24 protein-coding genes and 1 riboswitch are annotated in these 22,273 nt (G+C 64.4%); of the genes, 5 read left to right on the forward strand and 19 right to left on the reverse strand.

Annotated features, from left to right (window positions below; all coding sequences use genetic code 11):
* Positions 1–3: 3 nt before the first annotated feature.
* The 3 genes from AC07VL_RS17910 (at position 4) to AC07VL_RS17920 (ending at position 1,177) form a co-directional block, all read left to right on the forward strand.
* Positions 4–426 carry an NUDIX domain-containing protein gene (locus AC07VL_RS17910; RefSeq protein ID WP_494807022.1) on the forward strand — a complete coding sequence of 141 codons (423 nt, stop codon included), beginning with the start codon at positions 4–6 and terminating at the stop codon, positions 424–426.
* A gap of 118 nt (positions 427–544) precedes the next feature.
* On the forward strand, positions 545–754 hold the full coding sequence (locus AC07VL_RS17915; protein WP_290601241.1) for a FitA-like ribbon-helix-helix domain-containing protein: 210 nt from the start codon (positions 545–547) through the stop codon (positions 752–754).
* A gap of 6 nt (positions 755–760) precedes the next feature.
* Positions 761–1,177 (forward strand): PIN domain-containing protein, encoded by a 417-nt coding sequence (locus tag AC07VL_RS17920; protein ID WP_494807023.1) that lies wholly within the window; start codon positions 761–763, stop codon positions 1,175–1,177.
* 3 nt (positions 1,178–1,180) lie between these two features.
* Here the strand turns inward: AC07VL_RS17920 and yacG are convergent, their stop codons facing one another.
* The 6 genes from yacG to AC07VL_RS17950 all read right to left on the reverse strand — a co-directional run bounded on the left by yacG (position 1,181) and on the right by AC07VL_RS17950 (position 6,586).
* Positions 1,181–1,369, reverse strand: coding sequence for a DNA gyrase inhibitor YacG (gene yacG, locus AC07VL_RS17925; protein WP_494807024.1), 189 nt, complete (start codon positions 1,367–1,369; stop codon positions 1,181–1,183).
* 11 nt (positions 1,370–1,380) lie between these two features.
* A complete protein-coding gene (gene zapD, locus AC07VL_RS17930) occupies positions 1,381–2,136 on the reverse strand; it encodes a cell division protein ZapD (RefSeq protein ID WP_494807025.1) in 756 nt (251 codons plus the stop codon).
* Positions 2,137–2,198: 62 nt separating this feature from the next.
* Positions 2,199–2,846, reverse strand: a complete 648-nt coding sequence (coaE, locus tag AC07VL_RS17935) for a dephospho-CoA kinase (protein WP_494807026.1) — start codon at positions 2,844–2,846, stop codon at positions 2,199–2,201.
* 21 nt (positions 2,847–2,867) lie between these two features.
* Positions 2,868–3,737: a prepilin peptidase gene (locus tag AC07VL_RS17940; RefSeq protein WP_494807027.1), complete on the reverse strand. Its 870-nt coding sequence runs from the start codon at positions 3,735–3,737 to the stop codon at positions 2,868–2,870.
* Positions 3,738–3,843: 106 nt separating this feature from the next.
* Entirely contained in the window at positions 3,844–5,040 is a 1,197-nt protein-coding gene (locus AC07VL_RS17945; protein WP_494807028.1) for a type II secretion system F family protein, read from the reverse strand.
* Between the two features lie 73 nt (positions 5,041–5,113).
* The gene (locus AC07VL_RS17950) at positions 5,114–6,586 is read right to left on the reverse strand and encodes a DHA2 family efflux MFS transporter permease subunit (protein WP_494807029.1); all 1,473 of its coding nucleotides are present in this window, start codon (positions 6,584–6,586) and stop codon (positions 5,114–5,116) included.
* Positions 6,587–6,765: 179 nt separating this feature from the next.
* On the opposite strand from AC07VL_RS17950, the gene AC07VL_RS17955 reads away from it, so the two are divergent.
* Together AC07VL_RS17955 and AC07VL_RS17960 are read left to right on the forward strand one after the other, a co-directional pair.
* Positions 6,766–7,725 carry a helix-turn-helix transcriptional regulator gene (locus AC07VL_RS17955; protein WP_494807030.1) on the forward strand — a complete coding sequence of 320 codons (960 nt, stop codon included), beginning with the start codon at positions 6,766–6,768 and terminating at the stop codon, positions 7,723–7,725.
* A gap of 114 nt (positions 7,726–7,839) precedes the next feature.
* Positions 7,840–8,994: a hypothetical protein gene (locus AC07VL_RS17960; protein ID WP_494807031.1), complete on the forward strand. Its 1,155-nt coding sequence runs from the start codon at positions 7,840–7,842 to the stop codon at positions 8,992–8,994.
* 3 nt (positions 8,995–8,997) lie between these two features.
* On the opposite strand, the gene AC07VL_RS17965 is transcribed toward AC07VL_RS17960, so the two are convergent.
* The 13 genes from AC07VL_RS17965 to cobT form a co-directional block, all read right to left on the reverse strand.
* On the reverse strand, positions 8,998–10,452 hold the full coding sequence (locus AC07VL_RS17965; protein WP_494807032.1) for a cobyric acid synthase: 1,455 nt from the start codon (positions 10,450–10,452) through the stop codon (positions 8,998–9,000).
* The gene (locus AC07VL_RS17970) at positions 10,449–11,255 is read right to left on the reverse strand and encodes an ABC transporter substrate-binding protein (protein ID WP_494807033.1); all 807 of its coding nucleotides are present in this window, start codon (positions 11,253–11,255) and stop codon (positions 10,449–10,451) included. Before AC07VL_RS17970 ends, AC07VL_RS17965 begins: the two co-directional genes overlap by 4 nt.
* Positions 11,252–12,151, reverse strand: coding sequence for a cobalamin-binding protein (locus AC07VL_RS17975; RefSeq protein ID WP_494807034.1), 900 nt, complete (start codon positions 12,149–12,151; stop codon positions 11,252–11,254). The genes AC07VL_RS17970 and AC07VL_RS17975 overlap by 4 nt, the downstream gene beginning before the upstream one ends.
* Positions 12,148–13,134: a threonine-phosphate decarboxylase CobD gene (gene cobD, locus AC07VL_RS17980; protein WP_494807035.1), complete on the reverse strand. Its 987-nt coding sequence runs from the start codon at positions 13,132–13,134 to the stop codon at positions 12,148–12,150. The genes AC07VL_RS17975 and cobD overlap by 4 nt, the downstream gene beginning before the upstream one ends.
* Entirely contained in the window at positions 13,127–14,080 is a 954-nt protein-coding gene (gene cbiB / locus AC07VL_RS17985; RefSeq protein ID WP_494807036.1) for an adenosylcobinamide-phosphate synthase CbiB, read from the reverse strand. The genes cobD and cbiB overlap by 8 nt, the downstream gene beginning before the upstream one ends.
* A complete protein-coding gene (gene cobU / locus AC07VL_RS17990) occupies positions 14,074–14,640 on the reverse strand; it encodes a bifunctional adenosylcobinamide kinase/adenosylcobinamide-phosphate guanylyltransferase (RefSeq protein ID WP_494807037.1) in 567 nt (188 codons plus the stop codon). The genes cbiB and cobU overlap by 7 nt, the downstream gene beginning before the upstream one ends.
* A gap of 7 nt (positions 14,641–14,647) precedes the next feature.
* Positions 14,648–15,280 carry a cob(I)yrinic acid a,c-diamide adenosyltransferase gene (gene cobO / locus AC07VL_RS17995; protein ID WP_494807038.1) on the reverse strand — a complete coding sequence of 211 codons (633 nt, stop codon included), beginning with the start codon at positions 15,278–15,280 and terminating at the stop codon, positions 14,648–14,650.
* Positions 15,277–16,050, reverse strand: a complete 774-nt coding sequence (locus AC07VL_RS18000) for an ABC transporter ATP-binding protein (protein ID WP_494807039.1) — start codon at positions 16,048–16,050, stop codon at positions 15,277–15,279. Before AC07VL_RS18000 ends, cobO begins: the two co-directional genes overlap by 4 nt.
* A gap of 7 nt (positions 16,051–16,057) precedes the next feature.
* Positions 16,058–17,083 (reverse strand): FecCD family ABC transporter permease, encoded by a 1,026-nt coding sequence (locus tag AC07VL_RS18005; protein WP_494807040.1) that lies wholly within the window; start codon positions 17,081–17,083, stop codon positions 16,058–16,060.
* Between the two features lie 89 nt (positions 17,084–17,172).
* A complete protein-coding gene (locus tag AC07VL_RS18010) occupies positions 17,173–19,044 on the reverse strand; it encodes a TonB-dependent receptor domain-containing protein (protein WP_494807041.1) in 1,872 nt (623 codons plus the stop codon).
* A gap of 127 nt (positions 19,045–19,171) precedes the next feature.
* A riboswitch (cobalamin riboswitch) is annotated at positions 19,172–19,413 on the reverse strand.
* 44 nt (positions 19,414–19,457) lie between these two features.
* Positions 19,458–20,012 (reverse strand): histidine phosphatase family protein, encoded by a 555-nt coding sequence (locus tag AC07VL_RS18015; protein WP_494807042.1) that lies wholly within the window; start codon positions 20,010–20,012, stop codon positions 19,458–19,460.
* Between the two features lie 17 nt (positions 20,013–20,029).
* Positions 20,030–20,836, reverse strand: coding sequence for an adenosylcobinamide-GDP ribazoletransferase (locus AC07VL_RS18020; protein ID WP_494807043.1), 807 nt, complete (start codon positions 20,834–20,836; stop codon positions 20,030–20,032).
* Between the two features lie 4 nt (positions 20,837–20,840).
* Positions 20,841–21,881 carry a nicotinate-nucleotide--dimethylbenzimidazole phosphoribosyltransferase gene (gene cobT / locus AC07VL_RS18025; protein ID WP_494807044.1) on the reverse strand — a complete coding sequence of 347 codons (1,041 nt, stop codon included), beginning with the start codon at positions 21,879–21,881 and terminating at the stop codon, positions 20,841–20,843.
* Between the last annotated feature and the right edge of the window lie 392 nt (positions 21,882–22,273).

Below are 22,273 nucleotides of genomic sequence, written 5' to 3' on the forward strand. Positions count from 1 at the left end.
GAGATGACATTGAATGAAAAAATCCAGCCGGTTGACGTGGCCGTCGGCATCCTGATGAAGCCGAATGGTGACGTGCTGCTGGGCCAGCGCCCGGCCGGCAAGCCGTATGACGGCTATTGGGAGTTTCCTGGTGGCAAAGTCGAGCCGGGTGAAGCCATCCTCGACGCCTTGAAACGCGAGTTTGTCGAGGAGCTGGGTTTATACATCGACAGCGCCGAGGCCTGGTGCGGCGTCGAATATGTATATCCGCACGCCCATGTGCGCCTGCATTTCTACATCAGCCGCGACTGGCGCGGCGAGCCGCAAAGCCTGGAAGGGCAGGCGTTCGCCTGGCAAGGCACGGTGGGCGTGGAACCCTTGCTGCCCGCCACCATTCCCTTGCTGGAATGGCTCGATGAGGTGCGCCGGGAATCCCTGGCCGCCTGAGTCCGATTTGTGCCAGCATGCAGCCCGTGCGCTGCGCTGGCGCAAACCTGTGCTGTCCTTCCCTTGTAACGCCGGTATTTTGCGCTACAGTGCTCTCATGACGCACTGGGGAGTTCGCATGCCGCTGACCCTGACCTTCACCGATACCGATGAACTGCTGCTCGCGGCGCTGCACAAGCGTGCCCGCGCCCATGGGCGCAGCATCGAGGAAGAGCACCGCGACATCCTGCGCAGCGCCTTGCGGCCGTTGCCGAAGCGGCCGCTCGACGATATTTTGCGCGGCATGCCCGACGTGGGAGCCGATGGGGACTTCGAGCGCCGCTCCTGAGCCGCCATGGGCGCCTATCTGGTCGATACGGATGTGATCGTTGCGGCACGCAAAGGGACAGGTGCACCGGCGGGCATTGCCGCTTTCTTCGAGCGGGTGGCGCCCGAGGCGCGCTACTTACCGGTACAGGTGATCGGGCAATTGCGCGCAGGCATACAGTGCAGCTGGCGGCGCGAAGCATCCCTGGAAGCGTTGGCCCTGGAAGGCTGGCTGGAAGCGCTGCTGGCCGATTATGCGGCGCGGCTGCTTGACTTCGACCTCGATTGCGCGCTCGTCTGTGCCCGTTTGCAGGGTCGTGGCGCCGTACAGGGTGTGGACAGGCAGATCGCGGCGATGGGCATCGCCTATGGCTTGACGGTGGTCAGTGGCAGGCTCGACAGTTTCGTGGCGCAGGGGCTGTGCCTGGAAAATCCGTTTCGCTGAGGCTTATTGGGGCTTGTTGTCTTCGTCTGCCAGCGGATCTTCGAAATGGTCGGCGGCGGGGATCGTGTATTTCTCTTCCGCCCAGGCACCCAGGTCGATCTGCTTGCAGCGCTCCGAGCAGAAGGGGCGGTATTTGTTGGCTTCAGTCCATTCGACTTTGGCGGCGCAGGTAGGGCAGTTGACTACAGTCATGGCAATTACAGTTAAAAATTACAGAGCGTGAGCTCGAATGGTACATCTTCTTCCAGCGGCTTGGGTTTCAAATCGCCGCCCTGGGTGGTAAAACGTACCCACAGCATGTATTTATTGGCGGAAATTTCCGGGATGGCACCGCTGCTTTCATCCAGGCTCAGGCGCAACATCTGGTACACCTTGCCCTGCAGCATTTGCTGGTAGCTGCCGCCGCTGGCGATCAGTTTGACGGGGCCGCCGGAATCGCGCAGCAGGCGCAGCACGAGGGCCAGCGCATCGAACAGGGGGGCCAGCGGGGCAAACCAGGCCTGGATATCGGCCAGGCGCTGTTCCGAGCTGCGTTTTTGCCAGGCGAAATATGACGGCAAATCGAATTCGCAGGCGCCGCCCGGGATGATGGTGCGGCCGCGGATGCTCATCAGCCATTCATTGTCACGGATATTCTGGCCCGTCTTGCCTTGCGCCGCCACGAGGGCGCCACTGACGCTGTCGAGTTCGCCCAAGATGGCGTCCAGGGTTTCCGGTTCCACGTTCGGATTGCTGCGGTAGCCCAGCAGGCTCTGGCGCTGGCGTTCGAGTTCCTGCAGCAGGTCCGATTTCAAATCGGCGCGGCCGGCCACTTCAAGCATGTCGAAAATTGTTGCCAAGGCGACATGGTGTTGCATTGCATGCTCTTGCTGGATGAAGAACTTGAATTTGTCGTACAGGTCTTCCAGCCGCAACAAGGTACGTATGCGTTCGTTGAAAGGGTATTCGTAGACAATCAAAATAATTCCCTTAAGTAAGGACCTGCAAACAATCCCGTGATTTTGAACCAAGCGTCGACAAATTACAAACGTTGCGACCCGATTCCGGCCATTCTTTTTGTAAATGCCAGATATAAATCGTGCAACTGGGCAATCTGCGGTGCCAGGGCGGCCAAATCGCCATTGTTGTCGATGACGTCGTCCGCCGCCGCCAGGCGCATGGCGCGCGTCGCTTGCGTGGCCATGATGGCTTTGACTTGTTCTTCCGATAATCCGTTGCGCGCCATCACACGTGCAATCTGCAAGCTTTCCAGGCAATCGATGACCAGCACGCGGTTGACCCGCTCCACCCAGCCGCCCGACTCGACCAGCAGGGGCACGGCAAAGATCACGTAGCTGCCCGTCGCTTCGGCGGCGGCCGTCAACGTGGCCTGGCGGATGCGCGGATGCAGGATGGCTTCCAGCCTGGCCTTGGCGGCAGGGTCGGAAAATACCAGCTCGCGCATTTTCTTGCGGTCGAGGGCGCCACGCGCATCGGCACAGTCGGGGCCGAATTCCGTCACCAGGGCGGGCATGGCAGCGCCATTCGGCGCCGTCAGGCTATGGGCGATCTGGTCCGTATCGACGATGGACGCGCCCAGCGCGGCGAACATGTCGGCCACCGTGCTCTTGCCGCAACCGATGCCGCCGGTGAGTCCCACGCTGAAATAGGGGGCGTTTTGTATGTGCATGTATTTATCCAGTGTGGCCGGTCAGCCGGCCAGGCCCAGCGTGAGCTGCGACAGGGGCGTGCGGTACAGCAGCGCGATCAGGCCAGCCGCCGCCAGATAGGGGCCGAACGGGATCGGCTTGTCGCGCCCGCGCCTGGCGAAAACGATCAGGCCGATGCCGACCACGGCGCCCACCAGCGACGACAACAATATGATTGTCGGCAACATGGTCCAGCCCAGCCACGCACCGAGTGCCGCCAGCAGTTTGAAGTCACCATAGCCCATTCCCTCCTTGCCTGTCGCCAGCTTGAAGGCCCAGTAGACGCTCCACAGTGCAAGATAGCCGGCGGCAGCGCCGATGACGGCGTCCTGCAGGGGCACGAAGGTGCCGTTGATATTGACGAGCAGGCCCGCCCACAGCAGGGGAAAGGTGAGGTCATCGGGCAGCATTTGCGTATCGGCATCGATGAAGGTCATGGCGATCAGCAGGTAGGCAAACACGAGCGTGGCCAGGCCCGTCCAGCCGCTGCCGAAATGCCAGATCAGGACGGCAGACAGCGCGCCCGTCAGCAGTTCCACCAGCGGATAGCGCACCGAGATGGGCGCCTGGCAGGCGCTGCATTTGCCGCGCAGCAACAGGTAGCTGACGACGGGAATGTTTTCCATGGCCGTGATGCGGTGGCCGCAGGCGGTGCAGTTCGAGTGTGGCAGCATCAGGTTGTAGCGGTCCGTGTGCGGCAGCGGCTGGCCGCTTTCTTCCGCCACGTAATTGTCGGAGTCGCGCTGCATCATCTTCGGCATGCGGTGGATCACCACATTCAGGAAGCTGCCGACGATCAGGCCGAACAGGGCGGCGACGAGGGCGACAGGCAGATTGCCTGGCGCGGCGAACAACAGGGTATCTTGCAGCATGGTGATTTGTCTGAGGTGAAAGTTGTTGCCGCGCAAACATTGCCTGGCACTGCCGCAGTGTAAAACATCCGCCACCACATGGGGCCGTTTTGCATGGGGCGATCTGTCAAATGACGGCGCCGAGCTTAAAAATCGGCAAATACAGGGCAATGACGAGCGAGCCGACCAGCACGCCCAGCACCACCATCAGCGCCGGTTCCAGCAGCGAGGCGAGCACGGCGACGGTCGCTTCGATTTCCGCTTCGACGATGTCGGCCGCGCGCGACAGCATGGCGTCGAGCGCCCCCGATTCCTCGCCGATCAGGGTCAGCTGGGTCAGCAGCGGGGGAAACACGCCGCTGTGCTCCATGGCCAGGGCCAGGCTGCCGCCGGCGCGGATCTCGCGGTCGATCTGGATTGTCGCTTCCCGGTATAGCGCGTGGCCGGCGGCGGCGCCCACCAGGCCGAGCGAGTCGAGCAGCGGCACGCCGGCGGCAAACATGGCGGCCAGGGTGCGTGTCCAGCGGGCGATCGCCGCCTTGCGCAGGAGCGGGCCGAACAGGGGCAGACGCAGCGTCTGCATTTGCGCGTGGCGGCGCAGGGCGGGAGAGCGGCGCCAGGCCACGCGCAGCAGCACGCAGGCCAGCACCAGCACCGCCAGCAAGGCCAGCCAGTAGCGGACAAAGAAGGCGGATACGCGCATGACGACCAGCGTCGGCAGCGGCAAGGGCGCGCCGAAGCTGTCGAAGACCTGGCGGAAGGCGGGCACGACCACGCTCAGGATGATGGCCGTGACGACGATGGCGACGAGCACGATGACCAGCGGATACATCAGCGCGCCGCGCACCTGCCGCCGCAGGGCGATGGCTTTTTCCTGGTGCGTGGCCAGGCGCGCCAGCAATTCCTGCACGATGCCTGCCTGTTCGCCGGCCGCCAGCAGGTTGCAATACAGCTCGTCGAACAGCAGGGGGAACTGGCGGAATGCCTGTTGCAGGCTGCTGCCCGCTTCGATGTCGTGGCGCAGGTCGCGCATCAGCTGCGTGATGGCGGGCTTGGCGTGGCCCTTGCCGGCGATATCGAAGGCGTGCAGCAGCGGCACGCCGGCCGCCATCATGGTCGACAGCTGGCGCGTGAACAGGGCGATATCCTTGTGCGTGATGGCCTTGCCCGGCCCGGCGCGGGCGGCCTTGATCTTGCTTGCCAGGATGCCCTGGCGCCGCAGGGCCAGGCCGGCAGCGGCCGCATCGGCGGCGCGCACGATGCCATCGACCGCCTTGCCATGCCGGTCCGTTCCCTTCCATGCAAACCGCCGCTCGGCCGCCATGTGCGCCTCCTGCCGTCACGGTAGCAGGGCCAGGTGAAAGCGCCAGCCGCGGCAGGGGCAGGCTTGATCTGGCTCAGCCTTTCGTCGTTTGCACTTCCGTCTGTACAACGGCCTGGGCCTTGACGTCGTCCGCGTCATCTGCATCGCTATCGTTGCCCTTGCTGATGCTTTCGCCATCGTCGCGGCGCAAGGTCCAGAAGGTCAGCGAGGACAGGATCGTCAGTGCCGCCAGGGTCAGGAAAGCATGGTGCAGTGCCGTGCTGAGCATGGCACGGTCGGACTGCGGCATGTCGCCCAGATACCAGCCCGTGATCAGCGAACCGAAGGCCAGGCCAAAGCTCATCGATAGTTGCTGCATGGAACTGGCGATGGTGCTGGCCATGCTGGAGTCGCTCTTGTCGACGTCGGCATAGGCAATCGTGTTCATGCTGGAAAACTGCAGCGAGTTGAAAAAGCCCATGCACAGGCTGATGAAGACGATCACGTACAGGGGCGTGCCCGCGCTCACTTGCGAAAACATGGCGATGGTGACGCCGATCAAGACCGTGTTGACGATCAGCACCTGGCGGTAGCCGAAGCGGGCCAGCACGCGCGCGGAAATGAATTTCATGCCCATGGCAGCGGCCGCCGACGGCATCATCAGCAAGCCCGACTGCCAGGCGGGCAAGCCCAGGCCCAGCTGGTACAGCAGCGGCAGCAGGAAGGGCAGGCCGCCCACACCCAGGCGCGTGACGAAGCCGCCCACGACCGAGACGCGGAAGGTGCGGATCTTGAACAGGGTCAGGCGCAGCAGCGGGTGCAGCACTTCGCTCGAATGCCAGGCATACGCGGCCAGCAGGCTGATGGAGATGAACAGCAGCACGGCGGCCGAGGTGGGATCGATCTTGTGTTCGCCAAAGATTTCCAGCAGCCACGACAGCAGGGCGATGCCCGTGCCGAACAGCACCAGGCCGATCAGATCCAGCGGGCGCGGCTTGTCACCGTAATAGTCGGGCATGTAGCGGTGCGCCAGGTACAGCGCCACCAGGCCCACGGGCACGTTGACGAAGAAAATCTCGCGCCACGACAGCCAGTGCACGATCAGCCCGCCCACGGTGGGGCCCAGCAGCGGGCCGATCAGGGCCGGGATGATGACGAAATTCATGGCCGCCAGCAATTGTGACTTGGGAAAGGTGCGGATGATGGTCAGCCTGCCCACGGGCATCATCATGGCCGCGCCCACTCCCTGCAGCAGGCGCGCTGCGACCAGCATCGGCGAATTGACGGACAGGCCGCACAGGATGGAGGCGATGGTGAAGATGGCAACGGCGGCGGAAAATACGCGCCGCGTGCCGAAACGGTCGGCCATCCAGCCGCTGATGGGAATGCACACGGCCAGGCTCAAAATATAGCTGGTGACGACCGCCTTCAAGCTCAGCGGCGTCACATTCAGGCTGGCGGCCATGGCGGGAATGGCGGTGTTGACGATGGTGGAGTCGAGTTGCTCCATGAACAGGGCGGTGGCGACCACCCAGGGAAGGTAGCTTTTTATGGGGGAACTGGTCATGGATGCGAGCCTGGGGAAGAGAAACGGAGCCGACAGTGCGATGAATTGTTACATAAATGGCGCAGACGTGCCGCCCGTGCCCTCCGGTTTGCCGTGGTTGCAATGTTGACATGGCTTTTGCCGCGCAGCACAATGCCGCCATTCCTGGATGAAAGCGGACTCATTGCACCATGAGAGAATTGAATCACCTGATCCTGAATCTGTACGGCACGGCCCAGGAATGCACGTCGGGCGAGTTCCAGGGGCAGGCGCTCGATATGCTGAGGCAGGCGCTGCCCTTCGATTCCGCCGCCATCATCGCCGCCTCTTTTTCCCCTGATATGGCGATTTCGCTGCACAGCCTGCATATGTATCAGCAACCGATCGAGAAACTGGCCGACCGCAAGGCGCTCGTCAGCCCCGATGCCATCCTGGCCGAGGCCTGCCGTTCGCGCGGCCGCTGCGTGACGATGGAGTCGGTCGATATCGACAGGAGATACCTCGACTTGCACGCCTATTGCAGGAAATATGCGATTGCCCACAGCATGGTACTAATTTCACCGGCCACTCACCACGCCAACCTGGACTTGGTTGCCTTGTGGCGGGCAGGGCCGGAACGCGCGTATTCCGCTGCCGAGACCGAGTTGGGTAACCTGCTGTTGCCGCACCTGACCCAGGCGCAGGCGATCAACAGCCGTTTGTTTCGGGCACCGGACGTGGAGCCACCCGGCAGTGTGCGCCTGCTGGCCAGCCTGAATGGCTGTCTGCAATATGTGGAGCCGATTGCCGCCGACATGCTGCAGCGGGAATGGCCTGAGTGGGAACCGCCCATGTTGCCAGCAGACCTGGTTGAAGAACTGCGGCGCCCCGGCCCGGGGCGCTATGTGGGTAAAACCTTGGTAGCGCAGGTGGCGGAGTCTGGCGGCTACTTGCATATCCAGCTGGCGCAACGCCCGGCGGGGCGGCCGCTGACCGGGGGCGAAGCAGCGGTGGCGCGGCTTGCGGCCAGTGGCCTCAGTTACAAGGACATTGCCCGGCGGCATGGCGTATCGCCGGCCACGGTCAGGAATCAGCTGCACAGCGTGTATGCCAAGCTCGACGTGGGAAACAAGACGGCGCTGGCGGCGGCGCTGGCCGTGCTGACCGAGATGTTGCCGTAGAAAGTCCATAGAACATATGTCCTATAGCAATAACTTCCGGCCGGACCTAGCATGAGCGCTGTCGTTGCGATGTCTCTTGCTCGCAATTTGTCGCGGATTCCTGGAAGGTTACTGATGAAGAATGCAATTTCAATCGTTTTGTTAGGTGCGGCCCTTTCCGCATGCGGTGGCGGCAGCGATGGCGGCACGCCGGAAGCACCGGTCACGCCGCCCGTCGTGGTGACGCCTCCTGTCGTCCCCGCCGACAGCGTGATGGTCGCCTCGCAAGCGGTCGCGGCACAGGCTGGCCTGACCGTGATCGCTGGCGCCAATGCGGACGAGACGGTGTATGACGTGGCCGCCGATATCGGCGACACCTGGCGCATCACGTTCGACAGCGCAAAGAAGACCTACGCCATCCGTGTCCTGTCGACGCAATTCGGCTTGAGCGACCGCAGCGGTACGTTTACCGCGTCCACCACCGGCCATCTCACCACTTACACGGCAACGGATTTCAGCGTTACCGTCGATGCGCGCACGCGCCTGCTGACAGGTACGGTGAAGCTGGGCAGCATGAATTCCAACGTCAGCGGCAGTGGCTATGCCGCCACCGACGTGGCCAAGCTGGCCGGCAACTATATCTTCCTGGGCGCCATGCGCAATGCCTCGAATGGTGGCGACCGCTTCAATCCGAAGGGCAGTCTCAAGGTGGCGGCCGATGGTAGCGCGCAATTGTGCAATGGCGGTGTGTTCAATGCGCAAGGCGTGTGCTCTGCGGTTTCTCCGCAACTGGAAGCGGAAAACGCCAGCCTGACCTTCGTCCGTGACGCGGCGCGTGGCCTGATCATCGCCCGCCAGGGCCAGCAGGAATTCGGCATTGTCCACGTGCATGCCGGCGACCGGGGGCTGGCGCTGTTCATCGACCGCTATGGCCGCAACCAGGAAAACGTGCTGCGCGTCGGTACCATCGTCGCCGCCAAACAGCAAAAGATCGGCACCGAAATCGCCGGTAGCTACGCCTGCGCGGCGCCGGGCATCAGCGCGAAGATCGAGGTTGCCGGCAGCACCGCCACCCTGACGAATAACACGACTGGCAAGACGCATGCGGAAACCATCACCGTCAACAAGCTGGGCCTGGGCGCGCAAGCCGTCGATTTCGATGGCATCGCCGTGTTCAAGGACCCGGCCGACGTGCCGGCAGATTACTCGATGTTCATGCCGGTGTCGTCGAGCATGGCGGTCGAGTTTTCGACTGATCGCACGTACATGGGCACGTGCCTGAAAAAATAATTGCTAGCGTTTCATGTGATCGAGCGCAGCGAGCAGCGGTACGGCGGCATCGGCGATGCGTTCCAGGCTGGCTTCGCGCAGGGCTGCCGTATCGACCGAGTGCGCCGATTCCAACCCCGCCCAGCGCAGCAGCGCCGAACACGCGGTGGGCGTGTCGAACATGCCGTGCAAATAGCTGCCCAGGATTTGCCCGTCGTCCGATACGGCCCCCTCGGGCCGGCCGTCGATGACGAAGGCTGGCTGCGCCAGCGCCGCGCCATGCGAGACGCCCATGTGGATTTCATAGCCGGCCACGGGCGCGTCGGCCGGGCCGGCAAACGCGCAGTGGCCGCGTACCTGTTCCAGCCGCTTCTCGCTTGTTAAATCAGTCGCCATGTCGAGCAGGCCCAGTGCGATTGACTCTCCCGCCGTGCCTTCCACGCCCAGCGGATCGCGCACGCTCTGCCCCAGCATCTGGAAGCCGCCGCAGATGCCGATCACCTTGCCGCCATAGCGCAGGTGCTTCGCCAGATAGGCAGGCCAGCCCTGCTGCTGCAGCCAGGCCAGGTCGCCGCGTGTGTTTTTACTGCCGGGCAGGATCACCAGGTCGGCCGGCGGAATCGGCTGTCCCTGCTTGACGAATTGCAGGTCGATGTCGGGATGGGCGCGCAGGGCGTCGAAGTCCGTGTGGTTGCTGATGCGCGGCAGCTGCGGCACCACTACCTTGAAGGCGCCCCGTTCGGCCTGCATCGCCTCGACGGCGTCTTCCGCGTCGAGGAACAGGCCTTGCAGGTAGGGCAGCACGGCCAGCACGGGCTTGCCCGTCTGCTGTTCCAGCCACTCGATGCCTGGCGTGAGCAGCGAGATGTCGCCGCGGAAGCGGTTGATGACGAAGCCGACGATGCGTGCCCGCTCGCTGTCGGACAGGCACGCGAGGGTGCCGATGATGTGCGCGAAGACGCCGCCCCGGTCGATGTCGGCCACCAGGATCACGGGGCAGTCGACGGCTTCGGCAAAACCCATATTGGCGATGTCGCGCGCGCGCAGGTTCACTTCCGCCGGGCTGCCCGCGCCTTCGACGACGACGGCGTCGTACTGCCTGCGCAGCCGCGCGTAGGATTCGAGCACGGCGTCCATGGCGATGGTCTTATATTGCTGGTAGTCGCGCGCATCCATTTCCGCGCGTACCTTGCCGTGGATGATCACTTGCGCGCCCGTGTTCGACGACGGTTTCAAGAGCACCGGATTCATGTCCGTGTGCGGCGCGATGCCGCAGGCCAGCGCCTGCAGGGCCTGGGCGCGGCCGATCTCGCCGCCGTCGCTCGTCACGGCGCTGTTCAGGGCCATGTTTTGCGGCTTGAAGGGCGCCACCGTCACGCCGCGCCGTTTCAGCAGGCGGCACAGGGCCGCGACGACGGTGCTCTTGCCCGCGTCGGAGGTCGTGCCCTGTACCATCAGGGCGGGGAAGGGTGTCTTCATGTTGCTTGCTCCTGCTGATGCTGCCATTGCGCGATGATGTCGCTGATCTGGCGCAAGCCATGCGTGATGGCGGCCGGGCCGGGCGAAAGGATATCGGGCGACTTGATCTCGAACAGCATCTGGTGTCGCACGGCCGGTATCGTTGCCCAGCCCGGGCGCGTCGCCAGTTGCGCGGGCTGGAATTTCTTGCCGCACCAGCTGGCGATGATGATGTCGGGCGCGCGCGCCACCACGTCCTGCGGGTCGGCGATGATGCGCTCCTTCGCGCCCGGCTGCGTCGACAGCTCCGGGAAGGCGTCGGCGCCGCCGGCGATGCCGATCAGTTCCGCCGCCCAGCCGATGCCGCTCATCAGGGGGTCGTTCCACTCTTCAAAGTAGACCACGGGCTTGCGCGTCCAGGCTACGGCGCGGGCTTGCGCGGCGGCGATGTCGGCGCGCAGGCTGGCTACCAGCTCCTTGCCCGCCTCTTCGCGCTGTACCAGCGCGGCCAGCACGCCGATCATGCGCAGGATGCCGTCGACCGTGCGCTGGTTGAACTGGTGGACTTCGATGCCGGCCTTGACCAGGTCGCGGCAGATATCGGCCTGCATGTCGCAAAAGCCGATCACGAGGTCCGGTTTCACGGCCAGGATGCGTTCCAGCTTCGAAGACGAAAAACCGCTGATCCTGGTCTTTTCCTCGCGCGCGCGGGGCGGGCGCACGGTAAAGCCGGAGATGCCCGCGATGACGTCTTCCGCGCCCAGCGCATACAGGGTTTCCACGGCTTCCGTCGACAGACAGGCGATGCGCTCGTAGTGGCTCATGGCGCGGACTTGGCGCGGCGCTGGCGCGCCACCTCCAGCTGTTCGCACATGGCGGCCGTGCCTTCGATCATGCGCGGTCCGGCGCGGTTCAGCAGGTCGCCGTTCAGGCGGAACAGGTTATTTTTGCGCACGGCAGTCATCGACGGGAAGGTGCGCCACATGGCCAGGCCGCCTTCGCTGCGCGGGTCGCTCTTTTCGCTGGTGCCGAAGATGACCTCCGGGTCTTCCTGCAGCACGCCTTCCGGCGTGACGACGGGCGCCACCACCTTCATCGCGGCAAAGATGTTCTGGCCGCCGCACACGCGCATGGAATCGCTGACGATGCTCGCGCCGCTCAGGGTGTACAGCGGCTTGTCCCACACCTGGTAAAACACGCGCACGGGCGGGCGCTGCGCGTATTGCGCCGTCAGGCTGGCCAGTTTGGCGCGCAGCTGCGCGGCGGCCGGTTTCGCCACCGCTTCCGTGCCCATCAGCTGGCCCAGGCGCTCGATGCCGCTGGGGATGTCGGCGAGCTTGCGCGGCTCGCTGTGGTAGATGGGGACCTTCAACTGGCGCAGCATGGCGATCTGGCGTTCGGCGCTGCCATGCATCCACACGACGATCAGGTCCGGCTTCATGGCGATGATGCGTTCCATGTCGTACTGGCGGTTGTCGCCCACCTGCGGGATTTTTTTTGCCGCTTCCGGATAGTCGCTATAGCTGACGGCGCCGACGATCTTTTCGCCGCCGCCGGCCGCGAACAGTACTTCCGTGATGTGCGGCGCCAGGGCCAGGATGCGCTGTGCCGGTTTTTCCAGGGTGACGACATTGCCATCGTCGTCGCGCACGCTGATGGCGGCATGCGCCTGCAGCGAGATCAGTCCGGCCAGCAGCAGCGATATTTTCAAGGTGTTCATGTGTTTTTCCATGCGGTGAGGGCCTGCTGCAGGCGCAGCCAGGCGTGTTCGTCGTGGGGCAGGCCCAGGCGGATGCCGTGGGCGGCGTGGCGGAACAGGCGCACCCAGATGCCTTGTTCGGCCATATGGCGCCAGCAGGCTTCGGCGCGCGCTTCCGGCCACCACTGGAACAGCGCCGTGCCGCCGCTGGCGATACCGTGGGCGGCCAGCAGCTGCTGCAAACGGAGGCCTTCGCCGCGCAGGCGCTCGCGCATGGTGTCCTGCCAGTGTGTGTCGGCGAGGGCGGCCAGCGCCACCTGCTGCGCCGGACCGCTGACGGTCCACGGTCCCAGCAGGTCGGCCAGCTGGGACAGCAAGGCGGGATGGGCGGCGACAAAGCCCAGGCGCAGTCCCGCCAGGCCAAAGAACTTGCCCACCGAGCGCAGCACGATCAGGCCCGGCTGGCTCGTATGCTGTCCCAGGCTGGCATGCGCTTCCGTGTCGCCAAAGGCTTCATCGACCACCAGCCAGCCGCCGCGTGCGGCCAGTTTATGCGCCCACTCCAGCAAAACTTCAGCGGCGATGCGCTCGCCCGTGGGATTGTTCGGATTGCAGACGACCAGCACGTCGCAGTGGTCCACCGCATCGCCCAGCTGCGCATACGGCAGCTGGCGCAGCTGGTGGCCGTGCTGGGCCCAGTGGTGCGCGTGTTCCGCATACGAGGGCGCCGCCACCATCACGCGCGATGGCGCGCGCAGGCGGGGAAGGGCCTGGATGGCCGCCTGCGTGCCCGCCACAGGCAGCATGGCTGGCGCGCCGTAGTAGCTGCAGGCGGCTGCGGCCAGGGCGGGATCGGCTTCCGGCAGCCGGTGCCAGGCGTTGGCATCCGGTGCTGGCGCTGCATACCCGTGCGGGTTGATGCCCGTTGACAGGTCGATCCACTCGCCGATGGGCCGGCCGTATTCGCGCGCGGCGTCGCGCAGGTTGCCGCCATGTTCAAGCAAGATAGGTCTCCCGTAGATAAAACAGGCCTGCCAGCAGCGCCACCCAGATAAGCCACAGCACGGCCGTTTCGGCCACCAGGCGCCAGGCGCGGTCGATGTCGCGCGCTTCTGCGGGACGGCCGCTGCCCAGCGGCGGGCGGCGTTCCAGTTCACCGTCGTAGACGGCGTCGCCGCCCAGGGCCAGGCCCAGGGTGCCGGCGCCGCTGGCCATCACGGGACCCGCGTTCGGGCTGCCCCAGGTCGGTGCCTGCGTGCGCCAGCAGTGCCAGGCCCGCCGCTTGTCGGCCATGCTTTTGCCCAGCAAGACGTACGACAGGGCCGTCAGGCGCGCCGGCAGATAATTGAGGATGTCATCGATGCGCGCGGCGCAGCAGCCGAACCAGTCGTAGCGTTCGTTACGGTAGCCCCACATGGCGTCCAGCGTATTGGCGAGCCGGAACAGCACGGCACCGGGGCCGCCGGCCACGGCAAACCAGAACAGGGTGCCGAAGACGGCGTCGTTGCCGTTTTCCAGCAGGGATTCTGTGCTGGCCTTGGCCAGGCTGGCCGCGTCCGCGTTGGCCGTATCGCGGCTGACGATGCGCGCCGTCAGCAGGCGCGCGTTGTCCAGGTCATCCATGGCCAGGGCGTCGGCGATGGGCTGATTATGGTCGCGCAGGCTGCGCAAGCCAAGGCACAGGTACAGCAGGAAGACGTGGAGGGCGGCGCCCGCCAGGCCGCACAGCCACCAGGCGGCATAGCTGATGGGCAGCACGGCCAATGACCAGGCCAGCGCGCCGCGCAGGAAGCGTCCGCGGCCCCGGTTCAGCAGGCGCTCGAGCGCGCTGGCGAGGCGGCCGAAGCCCACCAGTGGATGCCAGCGGCGCGTCTCGCCCAGCAGCATGTCGAGCAGCACGCCGGCCGTCATGAGGGCGGCCAGCATGGGCAGCGACAAGCCGCTCAGCATGGGCCGCCTTTCAGGTACAGGGGCAGGCCGGCGGCGACAAACACGGCCCTGTCGCAGACGGCGGCCACGGCCTGGTTCAGGCGGCCCGCTTCATCGGTGAAGCAGCGCGAGATGGCGCCATACGGCACGATGCCCATGCCCACTTCGTTCGAGACGAGCACAAGGTCGCAGTCCGTGTCGCCGATTTCGGCCAGCGCGTACAGCAGGTGCGCGCGCTCGCTGTGGAACAGCTCCGGCAGGGCGATATCGCCCACGTCGGGATAGCTCTCGCCGCTGGAAAACATCAGGTTCGTCAGCCACAGGGTCAGGCAGTCGACCAGCAGCAGGCGGCCGGGGCGCGCATGCTGCAGGAGCGCGTCTCCCAGGCGCAGCGGCTCTTCCAGTGTGGTCCACTCGGCCGGGCGTTGCGCGCGGTGATGCGTGATGCGCGTGGCCATTTCGCCGTCGCCCGCCTGCGCCGTGGCGATGTACAGCACTTCCTTGCCCGATGCGCGGGCCAGCTGCTCGGCGTAGGCGCTCTTGCCGGAACGGGCGCCGCCGAAGACCAGGGTGCGCGTCATGGCGCTGTTACCACTCGGTGCCGAGTTGCGCGCCGATGCCGGCCGCATACGCATGCTTGACGACGGCCATCTCGGTGACGGTGTCGGCGATGGCGATCAGTTCATCGGGCGCGCCGCGGCCCGTGATGACCACGTGCTGCATGTGCGGGCGTTCCAGCAGGTCGGCGATGACCTTGTGCACGTCGAGGTATTTGTACTTGAGGGCGATATTGAGTTCGTCGAACAGTACCAGGCCATAGGCGGGATCGGCCAGGAAGCTCTTCGCCTGTTCCCACGCCAGTTCGGCCTTTTCGATGTCGCGTTCGCGGTTCTGCGTTTCCCAGGTATAGCCTTCGCCCATCGCATGAAAACTGATTTCATCGGGGAAGCGGCGCAGGAATTTTTCTTCGCCCGTGGACATGGCGCCCTTGATGAACTGCACCACGCCCACTTTCATGCCGTGTCCCATGGCGCGGATGGCCATGCCGAAGCCGCTCGAACTCTTGCCCTTGCCATTGCCCGTGTTGACGATGATGATGCCGATTTCCTTGTCGGCCTTGGCGATGGCCGCATCGATGATGGCCTTCTTGCGTTCCATGCGCACGCGGTGGCGCTCGTTGATGGCGGCGGTGTCCGCGTCGATGGGTTTGTTATCGCTCATGTTAAATCCTCTTTCGGTATGAATATCTTGCGTTTGCCGTGATCGATGATCTCGATCGGGTGGCCCAGGTAGTCGCCCAGGATGGATGCCTGCATCACGTCGGCCACGGGACCGGCCAGCCAGCCGCCGTCGCCCATCAGCAGCAGCGCATGCGTCGAGATGCTGTGCGCCAAGTTCAGGTCATGCCCCACCATCACCACGGTCTTGTTCTGTTCGCGGCATAGCCGGGCCAGCAGCCCCATGACGCTGACCTGGTGCGCCAGGTCCAGCGCGTTGGCCGGTTCGTCCAGCAGCAGCAGGGGCGTGTCCTGCGCCAGCATGGCGGCGATTGCCACGCGCTGGCGCTCACCGCCGGACAGGCTGCGCACATCGCGCTCGGCCAGGTGTTCCACTTCCATCGAGGCCAGCGCCGCCAGGGCGATGCGCTGGTCGTCGCTGCCTTCCCAGTAATGGCTGTCGTGATACGGGTGGCGCGCCGACAGCACGGTTTCGATGACGCGGTAGGAAAACGCGTCATGCCGCGCCTGCGCCAGGAAAGCGCGTTCGCGCGCCAATTCCTCCAGCGGCCAGTCGACCAGGGCGCGGCCCTGCACCGTCACGTGGCCGGCATCCGGTTCGCGCAGGCCGGCCAGCGCGCGCAGCAGGGTGCTCTTGCCGGCGCCGTTGCGGCCGATCACGCTCCAGCATTCGCCATCCTTGATTTGCCAGGTGAGGTTTTCCACGAGGGAGCGCGTGCCTGCCTTCAGGCCAAGTTGGTAGGTGCGGATCATGGTTGTTTCATCTCCGGCGCAGCCGGTGCAACTGGTACAGGAAGACGGGCGCGCCAATCATCGCCGTGACGACGCCGACGGGCAGCTGCAAGGGCGCCAGCACGGTGCGCGCCAAGGTGTCCGCCAGCACGAGGAAGGTGCCGCCGGCCAGCGCCGCGGCTGGAATCAGGAGGCGGTGGTCGGGGCCGCAGGCAAAGCGCAGCGCGTGCGGCACGATCAGGCCGACGAAGCCCACGCTGCCGGCGCTGGTGACGGCGCTGGCCGTGAGCAGTCCGGAACAGAAGAACAGGCCCTTGCGCAGGGCGCCCACGCGCACGCCGAGGGTGCTGGCCGCTTCCGCGTGCAGCGCCATGATGTTGAGCGAGCGCGCGCAGCGCAGGGCGAAGAACAGGGCGCCCGCCAGGACCAGCCAGGGCATCAGCCGCGCCGGCGCGCCGGACAGGTCGCCGATCATCCAGAAGATCATGCTGCGCAGGCGGCTTTCCGGGGCAATCGACAGCATCAGGGTGACGATGGCCATGCAGGCCGAGGCCAGGATCACGCCCGTCAGCAGCAACAGCGAAGCGCCGCCTTCGGCCGCCGCGCCGCCGCGCAGGTCGCGCCGGGCAAAGAAGTACAGCAGCATGGACACGCCGACGGCGCCGGCGAATGCCGCCGCATCGACCACCCACAGCGCGCACATGAACAGCAGCGCGGCCAGGGCGCCGACGGAAGCACCGGCCGAAATACCCAGCACATACGGATCGGCCAGGGGATTGCGCAGGAGGGCCTGCATCATGACGCCAGCCAGCGACAGCGCCGCGCCCGTGACAAAGGCGGTCAGCGCGCGCCCGAGGCGCAGATCGAGCAGGGTGGCGGCGAGGGTATCGGTCTTGCCTTGCAGCAGATGGAAGAGGGCGGAAGGCAGGTCGGCGAGCGGGATCGCGATCGAGCCGATCATGCCGGAGAAAATCAGGCTGGCAACGGCGCACGCGGCCAGTACCGTGATGATCACGGTGGCGCGGTGGCGCATGTTGCGAAAGAATGGGTGCATTGACTGCCTTAAGAAGCGGGGACTGCAGGACTGCACTGCGGGCGATGGCGTGGATGCCATTGCCCGCAGCTTACATCATTACATCATGCTTATTTCATGCCGTAGCGTACGCCGACGAAGACTTTCGAGCCTGGCGTCGCATAGAAACGGGCCAGTTCGTAGTTCTTGTTGGCGATGTTGTTCCAGCGGGCCAGCACCGACCACTCAGGAGCAAACTGGTAGGTGGCGTACAGATTGACCAGGCCATAGCCGCCCAGAATGTTCTTGTTGGCGGCATCGTCGTAGCGTTTGCCCGACAGCTGCCATTCGGCGCCCGAGGTCAGCGCGCCCAGCGTGTAGTCAACGGCGACATTGGCGTGCTGCTTGGCACGGCGCTGCAGCTGCTTGTCCTTGGTTTCATCGCGCGGGTCCTGCAGGTCGATATTGCCACTGACATTGAAGGCGCCGAACTTGCGGCTGGCCGCCAGGGTCACGCCTTCGAGCAGGGCTTTGTTGACGTTGTAGGCGCAGCCATAGCTGCCGTTGAACAGCGGGTCCGGGCATGGCGTGGTGTTGACCAGCAGGTCGGTGACCTTGTTATGGTAGTAGGTCGCGCTGGCTTGCGAGACGCCGTCGTTGTAGTGCAGGCCGATTTCCGCGTTGCGGCCCGTTTCCGGCTTGTTCGATGCCAGGCCATACCCCGGGTAGTACAGTTCATTGAAGGTCGGCGCACGGAAGCTGGTGCCGTAGCTGGCGTTTGCGCGCAGCGCATTGCTGATGCGGTAGCCGTAGGCGATGCTGCCCGTGTTGTGCGAGCCGAATGCCGAGTTGTCGTCGCGGCGGCCGCTGATATTGAACAGGTGCGCGCCGCGTACCATGTTGTATGCCGCTGCGTAGGACTTGGTATTGCGTGCGCCCGTCACTTCCGGCGTGCTGCTCGACATGACGTCTTCATCGCGGTAGCTGGCCAGCAATTGCAGGTTGTCGCGGCCGATGCGGATGTCGTTCTGCCAGGTGAAGTCGGTCTGTTTGGTGTCGATCTGGCTCTTGCCATACGATGCCGCGCTGCTGTCGTCGCCCGACTTGTCGCGCGCTTCCGCGTAGCGCAGTTCGCTGGTCCAGTTAGGCAGGAATTCATTCTTGGTGAAGACGGAAACGTTTTGCAGCTTCTGGTTGCTGCGCGCATCGTAGCCCGGGCCGGCGTCGTACTGGGCTTTCAGTTCGCTATTCAGAAACACCAGGCCGACTTCATGGCCCTTGGCCATCTGGTAGCCGAACTGGCCGCTGATGCTTTCCTTGTCGTAGCCGTCCTTGTCCGGGTTGTAGGTGAACGAGGAGGCGCCCAGCTTGGATGCGGAGAAACCATCCGATTTTTCCTTGCCTGCCGCCAGCGCGTAGCTGAAGCTGTTCACGCCGCCTGTCGAACCGGCAACGCTGGCTTCCGCCTGGCGCGTGTTGTTGCTGCCGTAACCGGCGAAAGCGGAGAAGCGCGTGGCGCCGTCGCCTTTCTTGGTGAAGATCTGGATCACGCCGCCGATGGCATCGGCGCCGTACGTGGTGCTCAGCGGACCGTAGACGATTTCAACGTGGTCGATGCTCGACAGGGGGAGGGCGCTCCAGTTGGCCGTGCCCAGGGTGGACGAGCCGATGCGCACGCCGTCTACCAGGACGATATTCTGGTTGCTGTTCGCGCCGCGGATGAACACGCTGGCCGAGGTGCCTGCGCCGCCATTGCGGGTCACTTCGATACCGCGCTGCTTTTGCAGCAGGTCGATCAGCGAGCCGGCTCCCGAACGGGCGATTTCTTCCGAGCTGATGGTCTGCGTGTCGCTCAGTACTTCGCTCAGGTGCTGCGGATAGCGGTTGGCGGTGACGACCACCGGGTCGAAGGTGTCGGGCGTGGATTGGGCGAAAGCGGCAGGCGCGGCAATGGCTAGCGCGAGCGACGTGAGCGCCGCGTGGCGGGAAACAGCATGGGTCATGATAATTTTCAGTAAGTAATATGCAACCAGCCGACGTCCCCGTTGGCCAGATTGAACAGAAGTGGGAACTGAAGATGACGATCGAAGATGGCCATGGGCCATTCGGATCGCGAACATCCCCGTTCGCACACTTCCACCTGTCCTGGCCGGTATCCGGGCTGGCAAGTACGGCTATCCCACCTTCCCATGCTCGATGATTGCAAGCACAGTGGTTGTCAGAGAGAGCTTGTCGTCCGCTTCCGGTCGGGAGGGGCGACACTTGCTTACCGTTGCGGGGGCAGCACACGTTCGCCGCAGGCGCGGCATCGTGTTTCCCGTTTAACTGCGCTCATGGACATGAGCGCGGGCACCAAAACCCCGCCATTATACGTGCAGTGAGCGGGGACTGAAATGGCAGGCTGGACGATTCGGTATCAGAAATCGAGGGCGAGCGCCGCGCCGTAGGCGATTTTGTGGGCGGAACGGGCCGCCAGCAGGGCCGTGTCCTCCAATGGCAATCCTGTTTGCAGCGCGGACAGCAGGCGGATGGTCCCGGCATGGCAGATGATGACGGCCGTTTCGTGTTGTTCACGCAACAGTTCGCCTAAAAACGCGTCCACGCGGGCGGCCATCGCCACGACATTCTCGCCGCCGCCGGGCCGGTAGTAGGCCACGTCGGCGGCCCAGGCATCGATTTCCTGGCGCGCGATCGCGTGCCAGGGACGCATTTCCCATGTGCCGAAATCCATCTCTGCCAGGCGGGAGTCAAGATGCAGGGCAGTGGCGGGCAGGTCCTGCGCCAGCAGTGTCGCCAGGTCGGCGCAGCGGCGCAGCGGGCTGGCATACAGCGGGACGCCGGCGGGCAGGGTCGCTTGCAGGCTGGCGCGTGCCCTGCTCATTTCATGCGGCGCCACTGCCACGTCGCTGCGGCCATAGCAGGTGCCGTCCGTCACTTGCGGTGCGGGGTGGCGAATGAGGATCAGGCGCATGGGTATTTCGACTCTATCTAGTAGAAGCGGACAGGGGGCTGAAAGCTGGACAGGATGGCCAGGTAAATCGCCACTTCCGCCAGTTGCTGCACGGCGCCGAGGCAGTCGCCCGTGTAGCCTTGCAGGCGGCGCTGGCATTTGCGGCCCAGCCAGAATGCGGCAGCCGCCGCCGCCACGATGGCAAGGACCAGCGCCCCCCAGTCAAATATGCCCAGCAGTCTGCAGGCGATGGCGGGCAGCAGGGCGCAGGCGGCGGCGATGATGAATTCTCCCGTGCGCATTTCCTGCGCCATGGGCTTGGACTTGCCTTCGTCGCGTGCATAGTCCATGAGCCAGATCAGCGAGACGGCCGCCAGGCGCGAGAGCGGATGGGCGATGAACAGTGTGGCCACGACGACGGCCGGTGGCAGCGCTGCCAGTGCCATGCATTTGACGGCGAGCAGGCAGATGATGCCGATGGCGCCATAGGCGCCGATGCGCGAATCCTTCATGATTTCCAGCACCCGCTCGCGCGTCAGGCCGCCGCCGAAGCCGTCGCACATGTCGGCAAAGCCGTCTTCATGGAAGGCGCCCGTCAGGTAGATGCCGGCGGCCACCGCCAGCAGCACTGCCACTGCGGACGGCAGCAGCCAGCTGGCCAGCAGATACACTGCGCCGCAAAGCGCCGCCACCACCACGCCGACCAGCGGAAAGTAGCGCGAGGCGTGCTGCAGCCAGGTCGGCTCGAACCCCACCCAGCGTGGTATCGGCAGGCGCGTGAAGAACTGCAGCGCGATGAAGAACAGGCGGCACTGATGGATTGCGGCGGAAACGGGATTGCTCATGATCTCAGTCTGGCGTGGACTTTTCGCTGACCTGGGCCGAGGTGAAGGTGGCCATTTCGCGCATGAAGTTGACGGCCGCGTGCAGCAGCGGCAAGGCCAGCGCCGATCCCGTGCCTTCACCGAGGCGCAAATCGAGGTGCAGCAGCGGACGCGCGCCCAGGCTGGCCAGCAACTGGCGGTGGCCGTTTTCATCGGAGCAGTGCGAAAACACGCAGTAATCGAGGATGGCTGGCTGCAAGCGGGCCGCCACCAGCAGGGCGCTGCTGACGATGAAGCCGTCGATGAGCAGAATCATGCGCCGTTCGGCTGCCTTGAGCATGGCGCCGGTCATCATGGCGATCTCGAAACCGCCAAAGGTGGCCAGCACGGCCAGTGGCTCATGGATTGCCGCATGGTGGGCGACGGCCGCCTCGATCACCTGCTGCTTGTGCAATATACCTTCCTTGGACAGGCCGGTGCCTGCGCCCACGCAGTCGGCGACGGGCGTGCCGGTCAGCTTGTGCATCAGTGCGGCGGCAGCAGTAGTATTGCCGATGCCCATTTCGCCAAAGCCCAGCACATTGCCTTCCAGTGTGGCGGCCAGGACCATGCCCGCCTGCATGGCGGCCAGGCATTGGGCCTCGCTCATGGCGGGTTCCTGGGCGAAGTTGCGCGTGCCAGGGCCTTGCTTGCGGTCAAGCAAGCCGTCGCGCGGGCCGAAATCGTGATTCACCCCGGCGTCAACTATATGGAGGGCGCAATCGGCCTGGCGGGCAAAGACATTGATGGCGGCGCCGTTGCCGAGGAAGTTCTCCACCATTTGCCAGGTCACGCTCTGTGGATAGGCGGAAATGCCTTCCGCAACGACGCCATGGTCGGCGGCGAAAACGATGATGGCAGGCTGATGCAGTGCCAGCCGGGTGCTTTGCTGGATCAGGCCGACCTGGCGGGCCAGGGTTTCCAGTAAGCCCAGGCTGCCCAGCGGCTTGGTCTTGCTATTGATGGCGTGGTCGAGTTCGCTGGACAGCGCGGCGTTGGCGGTAGGGAAAATATGTGGGATAGGCATGGGACTCTATATGGATGAGGCAAAGTGTAGTCGGCGCTACGATATCACACAGCAATATTTGCCCAGCTGCAAATTAGCGCTTGCGGGCTGCGCGGGACAGGGCTATAATTCGCCCCCTCGCTGAACGACGCATGCAAATGCAACGTAAAGTGAGAAAAAAGAAGGAGTTGACGGACGTAGCGAAATGCTTCATACTCTTCCTTCTTCGCAGCTGACAAACACAACGCTTTGTCGATAGCGCGAGAGTGGCAAATAAGCAGTGCCGAATACCGTTCTTTAACAATTAACAGTCGATAAGTGTGGACATTTGATGCAAGTGCAGCGCCGATCTTCGGATTGGCGTCATACTTAAAATATCAAATGTTCACAAGAAATAATGAAATAGGATACTT

It is taken from the genome of Janthinobacterium sp. GW821-FHT03C08 (assembly GCF_059420905.1).

Bases quoted from the DNA above. Each gene is read 5' to 3' on its own strand.
- AC07VL_RS17910 (WP_494807022.1), top strand. From the start codon at position 4: ATGACATTGAATGAAAAAATCCAGCCGGTTGACGTGGCCGTCGGCATC.
- AC07VL_RS17915 (WP_290601241.1), top strand. From the start codon at position 545: ATGCCGCTGACCCTGACCTTCACCGATACCGATGAACTGCTGCTCGCG.
- AC07VL_RS17920 (WP_494807023.1), top strand. From the start codon at position 761: ATGGGCGCCTATCTGGTCGATACGGATGTGATCGTTGCGGCACGCAAA.
- yacG (WP_494807024.1), bottom strand. From the start codon at position 1,369: ATGACTGTAGTCAACTGCCCTACCTGCGCCGCCAAAGTCGAATGGACT.
- coaE (WP_494807026.1), bottom strand. From the start codon at position 2,846: ATGCACATACAAAACGCCCCCTATTTCAGCGTGGGACTCACCGGCGGC.
- AC07VL_RS17940 (WP_494807027.1), bottom strand. From the start codon at position 3,737: ATGCTGCAAGATACCCTGTTGTTCGCCGCGCCAGGCAATCTGCCTGTC.
- AC07VL_RS17945 (WP_494807028.1), bottom strand. From the start codon at position 5,040: ATGGCGGCCGAGCGGCGGTTTGCATGGAAGGGAACGGACCGGCATGGC.
- AC07VL_RS17950 (WP_494807029.1), bottom strand. From the start codon at position 6,586: ATGACCAGTTCCCCCATAAAAAGCTACCTTCCCTGGGTGGTCGCCACC.
- AC07VL_RS17960 (WP_494807031.1), top strand. From the start codon at position 7,840: ATGAAGAATGCAATTTCAATCGTTTTGTTAGGTGCGGCCCTTTCCGCA.
- AC07VL_RS17965 (WP_494807032.1), bottom strand. From the start codon at position 10,452: ATGAAGACACCCTTCCCCGCCCTGATGGTACAGGGCACGACCTCCGAC.
- AC07VL_RS17970 (WP_494807033.1), bottom strand. From the start codon at position 11,255: ATGAGCCACTACGAGCGCATCGCCTGTCTGTCGACGGAAGCCGTGGAA.
- AC07VL_RS17975 (WP_494807034.1), bottom strand. From the start codon at position 12,151: ATGAACACCTTGAAAATATCGCTGCTGCTGGCCGGACTGATCTCGCTG.
- cbiB (WP_494807036.1), bottom strand. From the start codon at position 14,080: ATGCTGAGCGGCTTGTCGCTGCCCATGCTGGCCGCCCTCATGACGGCC.
- cobU (WP_494807037.1), bottom strand. From the start codon at position 14,640: ATGACGCGCACCCTGGTCTTCGGCGGCGCCCGTTCCGGCAAGAGCGCC.
- cobO (WP_494807038.1), bottom strand. From the start codon at position 15,280: ATGAGCGATAACAAACCCATCGACGCGGACACCGCCGCCATCAACGAG.
- AC07VL_RS18000 (WP_494807039.1), bottom strand. From the start codon at position 16,050: ATGATCCGCACCTACCAACTTGGCCTGAAGGCAGGCACGCGCTCCCTC.
- AC07VL_RS18005 (WP_494807040.1), bottom strand. From the start codon at position 17,083: ATGCACCCATTCTTTCGCAACATGCGCCACCGCGCCACCGTGATCATC.
- AC07VL_RS18010 (WP_494807041.1), bottom strand. From the start codon at position 19,044: ATGACCCATGCTGTTTCCCGCCACGCGGCGCTCACGTCGCTCGCGCTA.
- AC07VL_RS18015 (WP_494807042.1), bottom strand. From the start codon at position 20,012: ATGCGCCTGATCCTCATTCGCCACCCCGCACCGCAAGTGACGGACGGC.
- AC07VL_RS18020 (WP_494807043.1), bottom strand. From the start codon at position 20,836: ATGAGCAATCCCGTTTCCGCCGCAATCCATCAGTGCCGCCTGTTCTTC.
- cobT (WP_494807044.1), bottom strand. From the start codon at position 21,881: ATGCCTATCCCACATATTTTCCCTACCGCCAACGCCGCGCTGTCCAGC.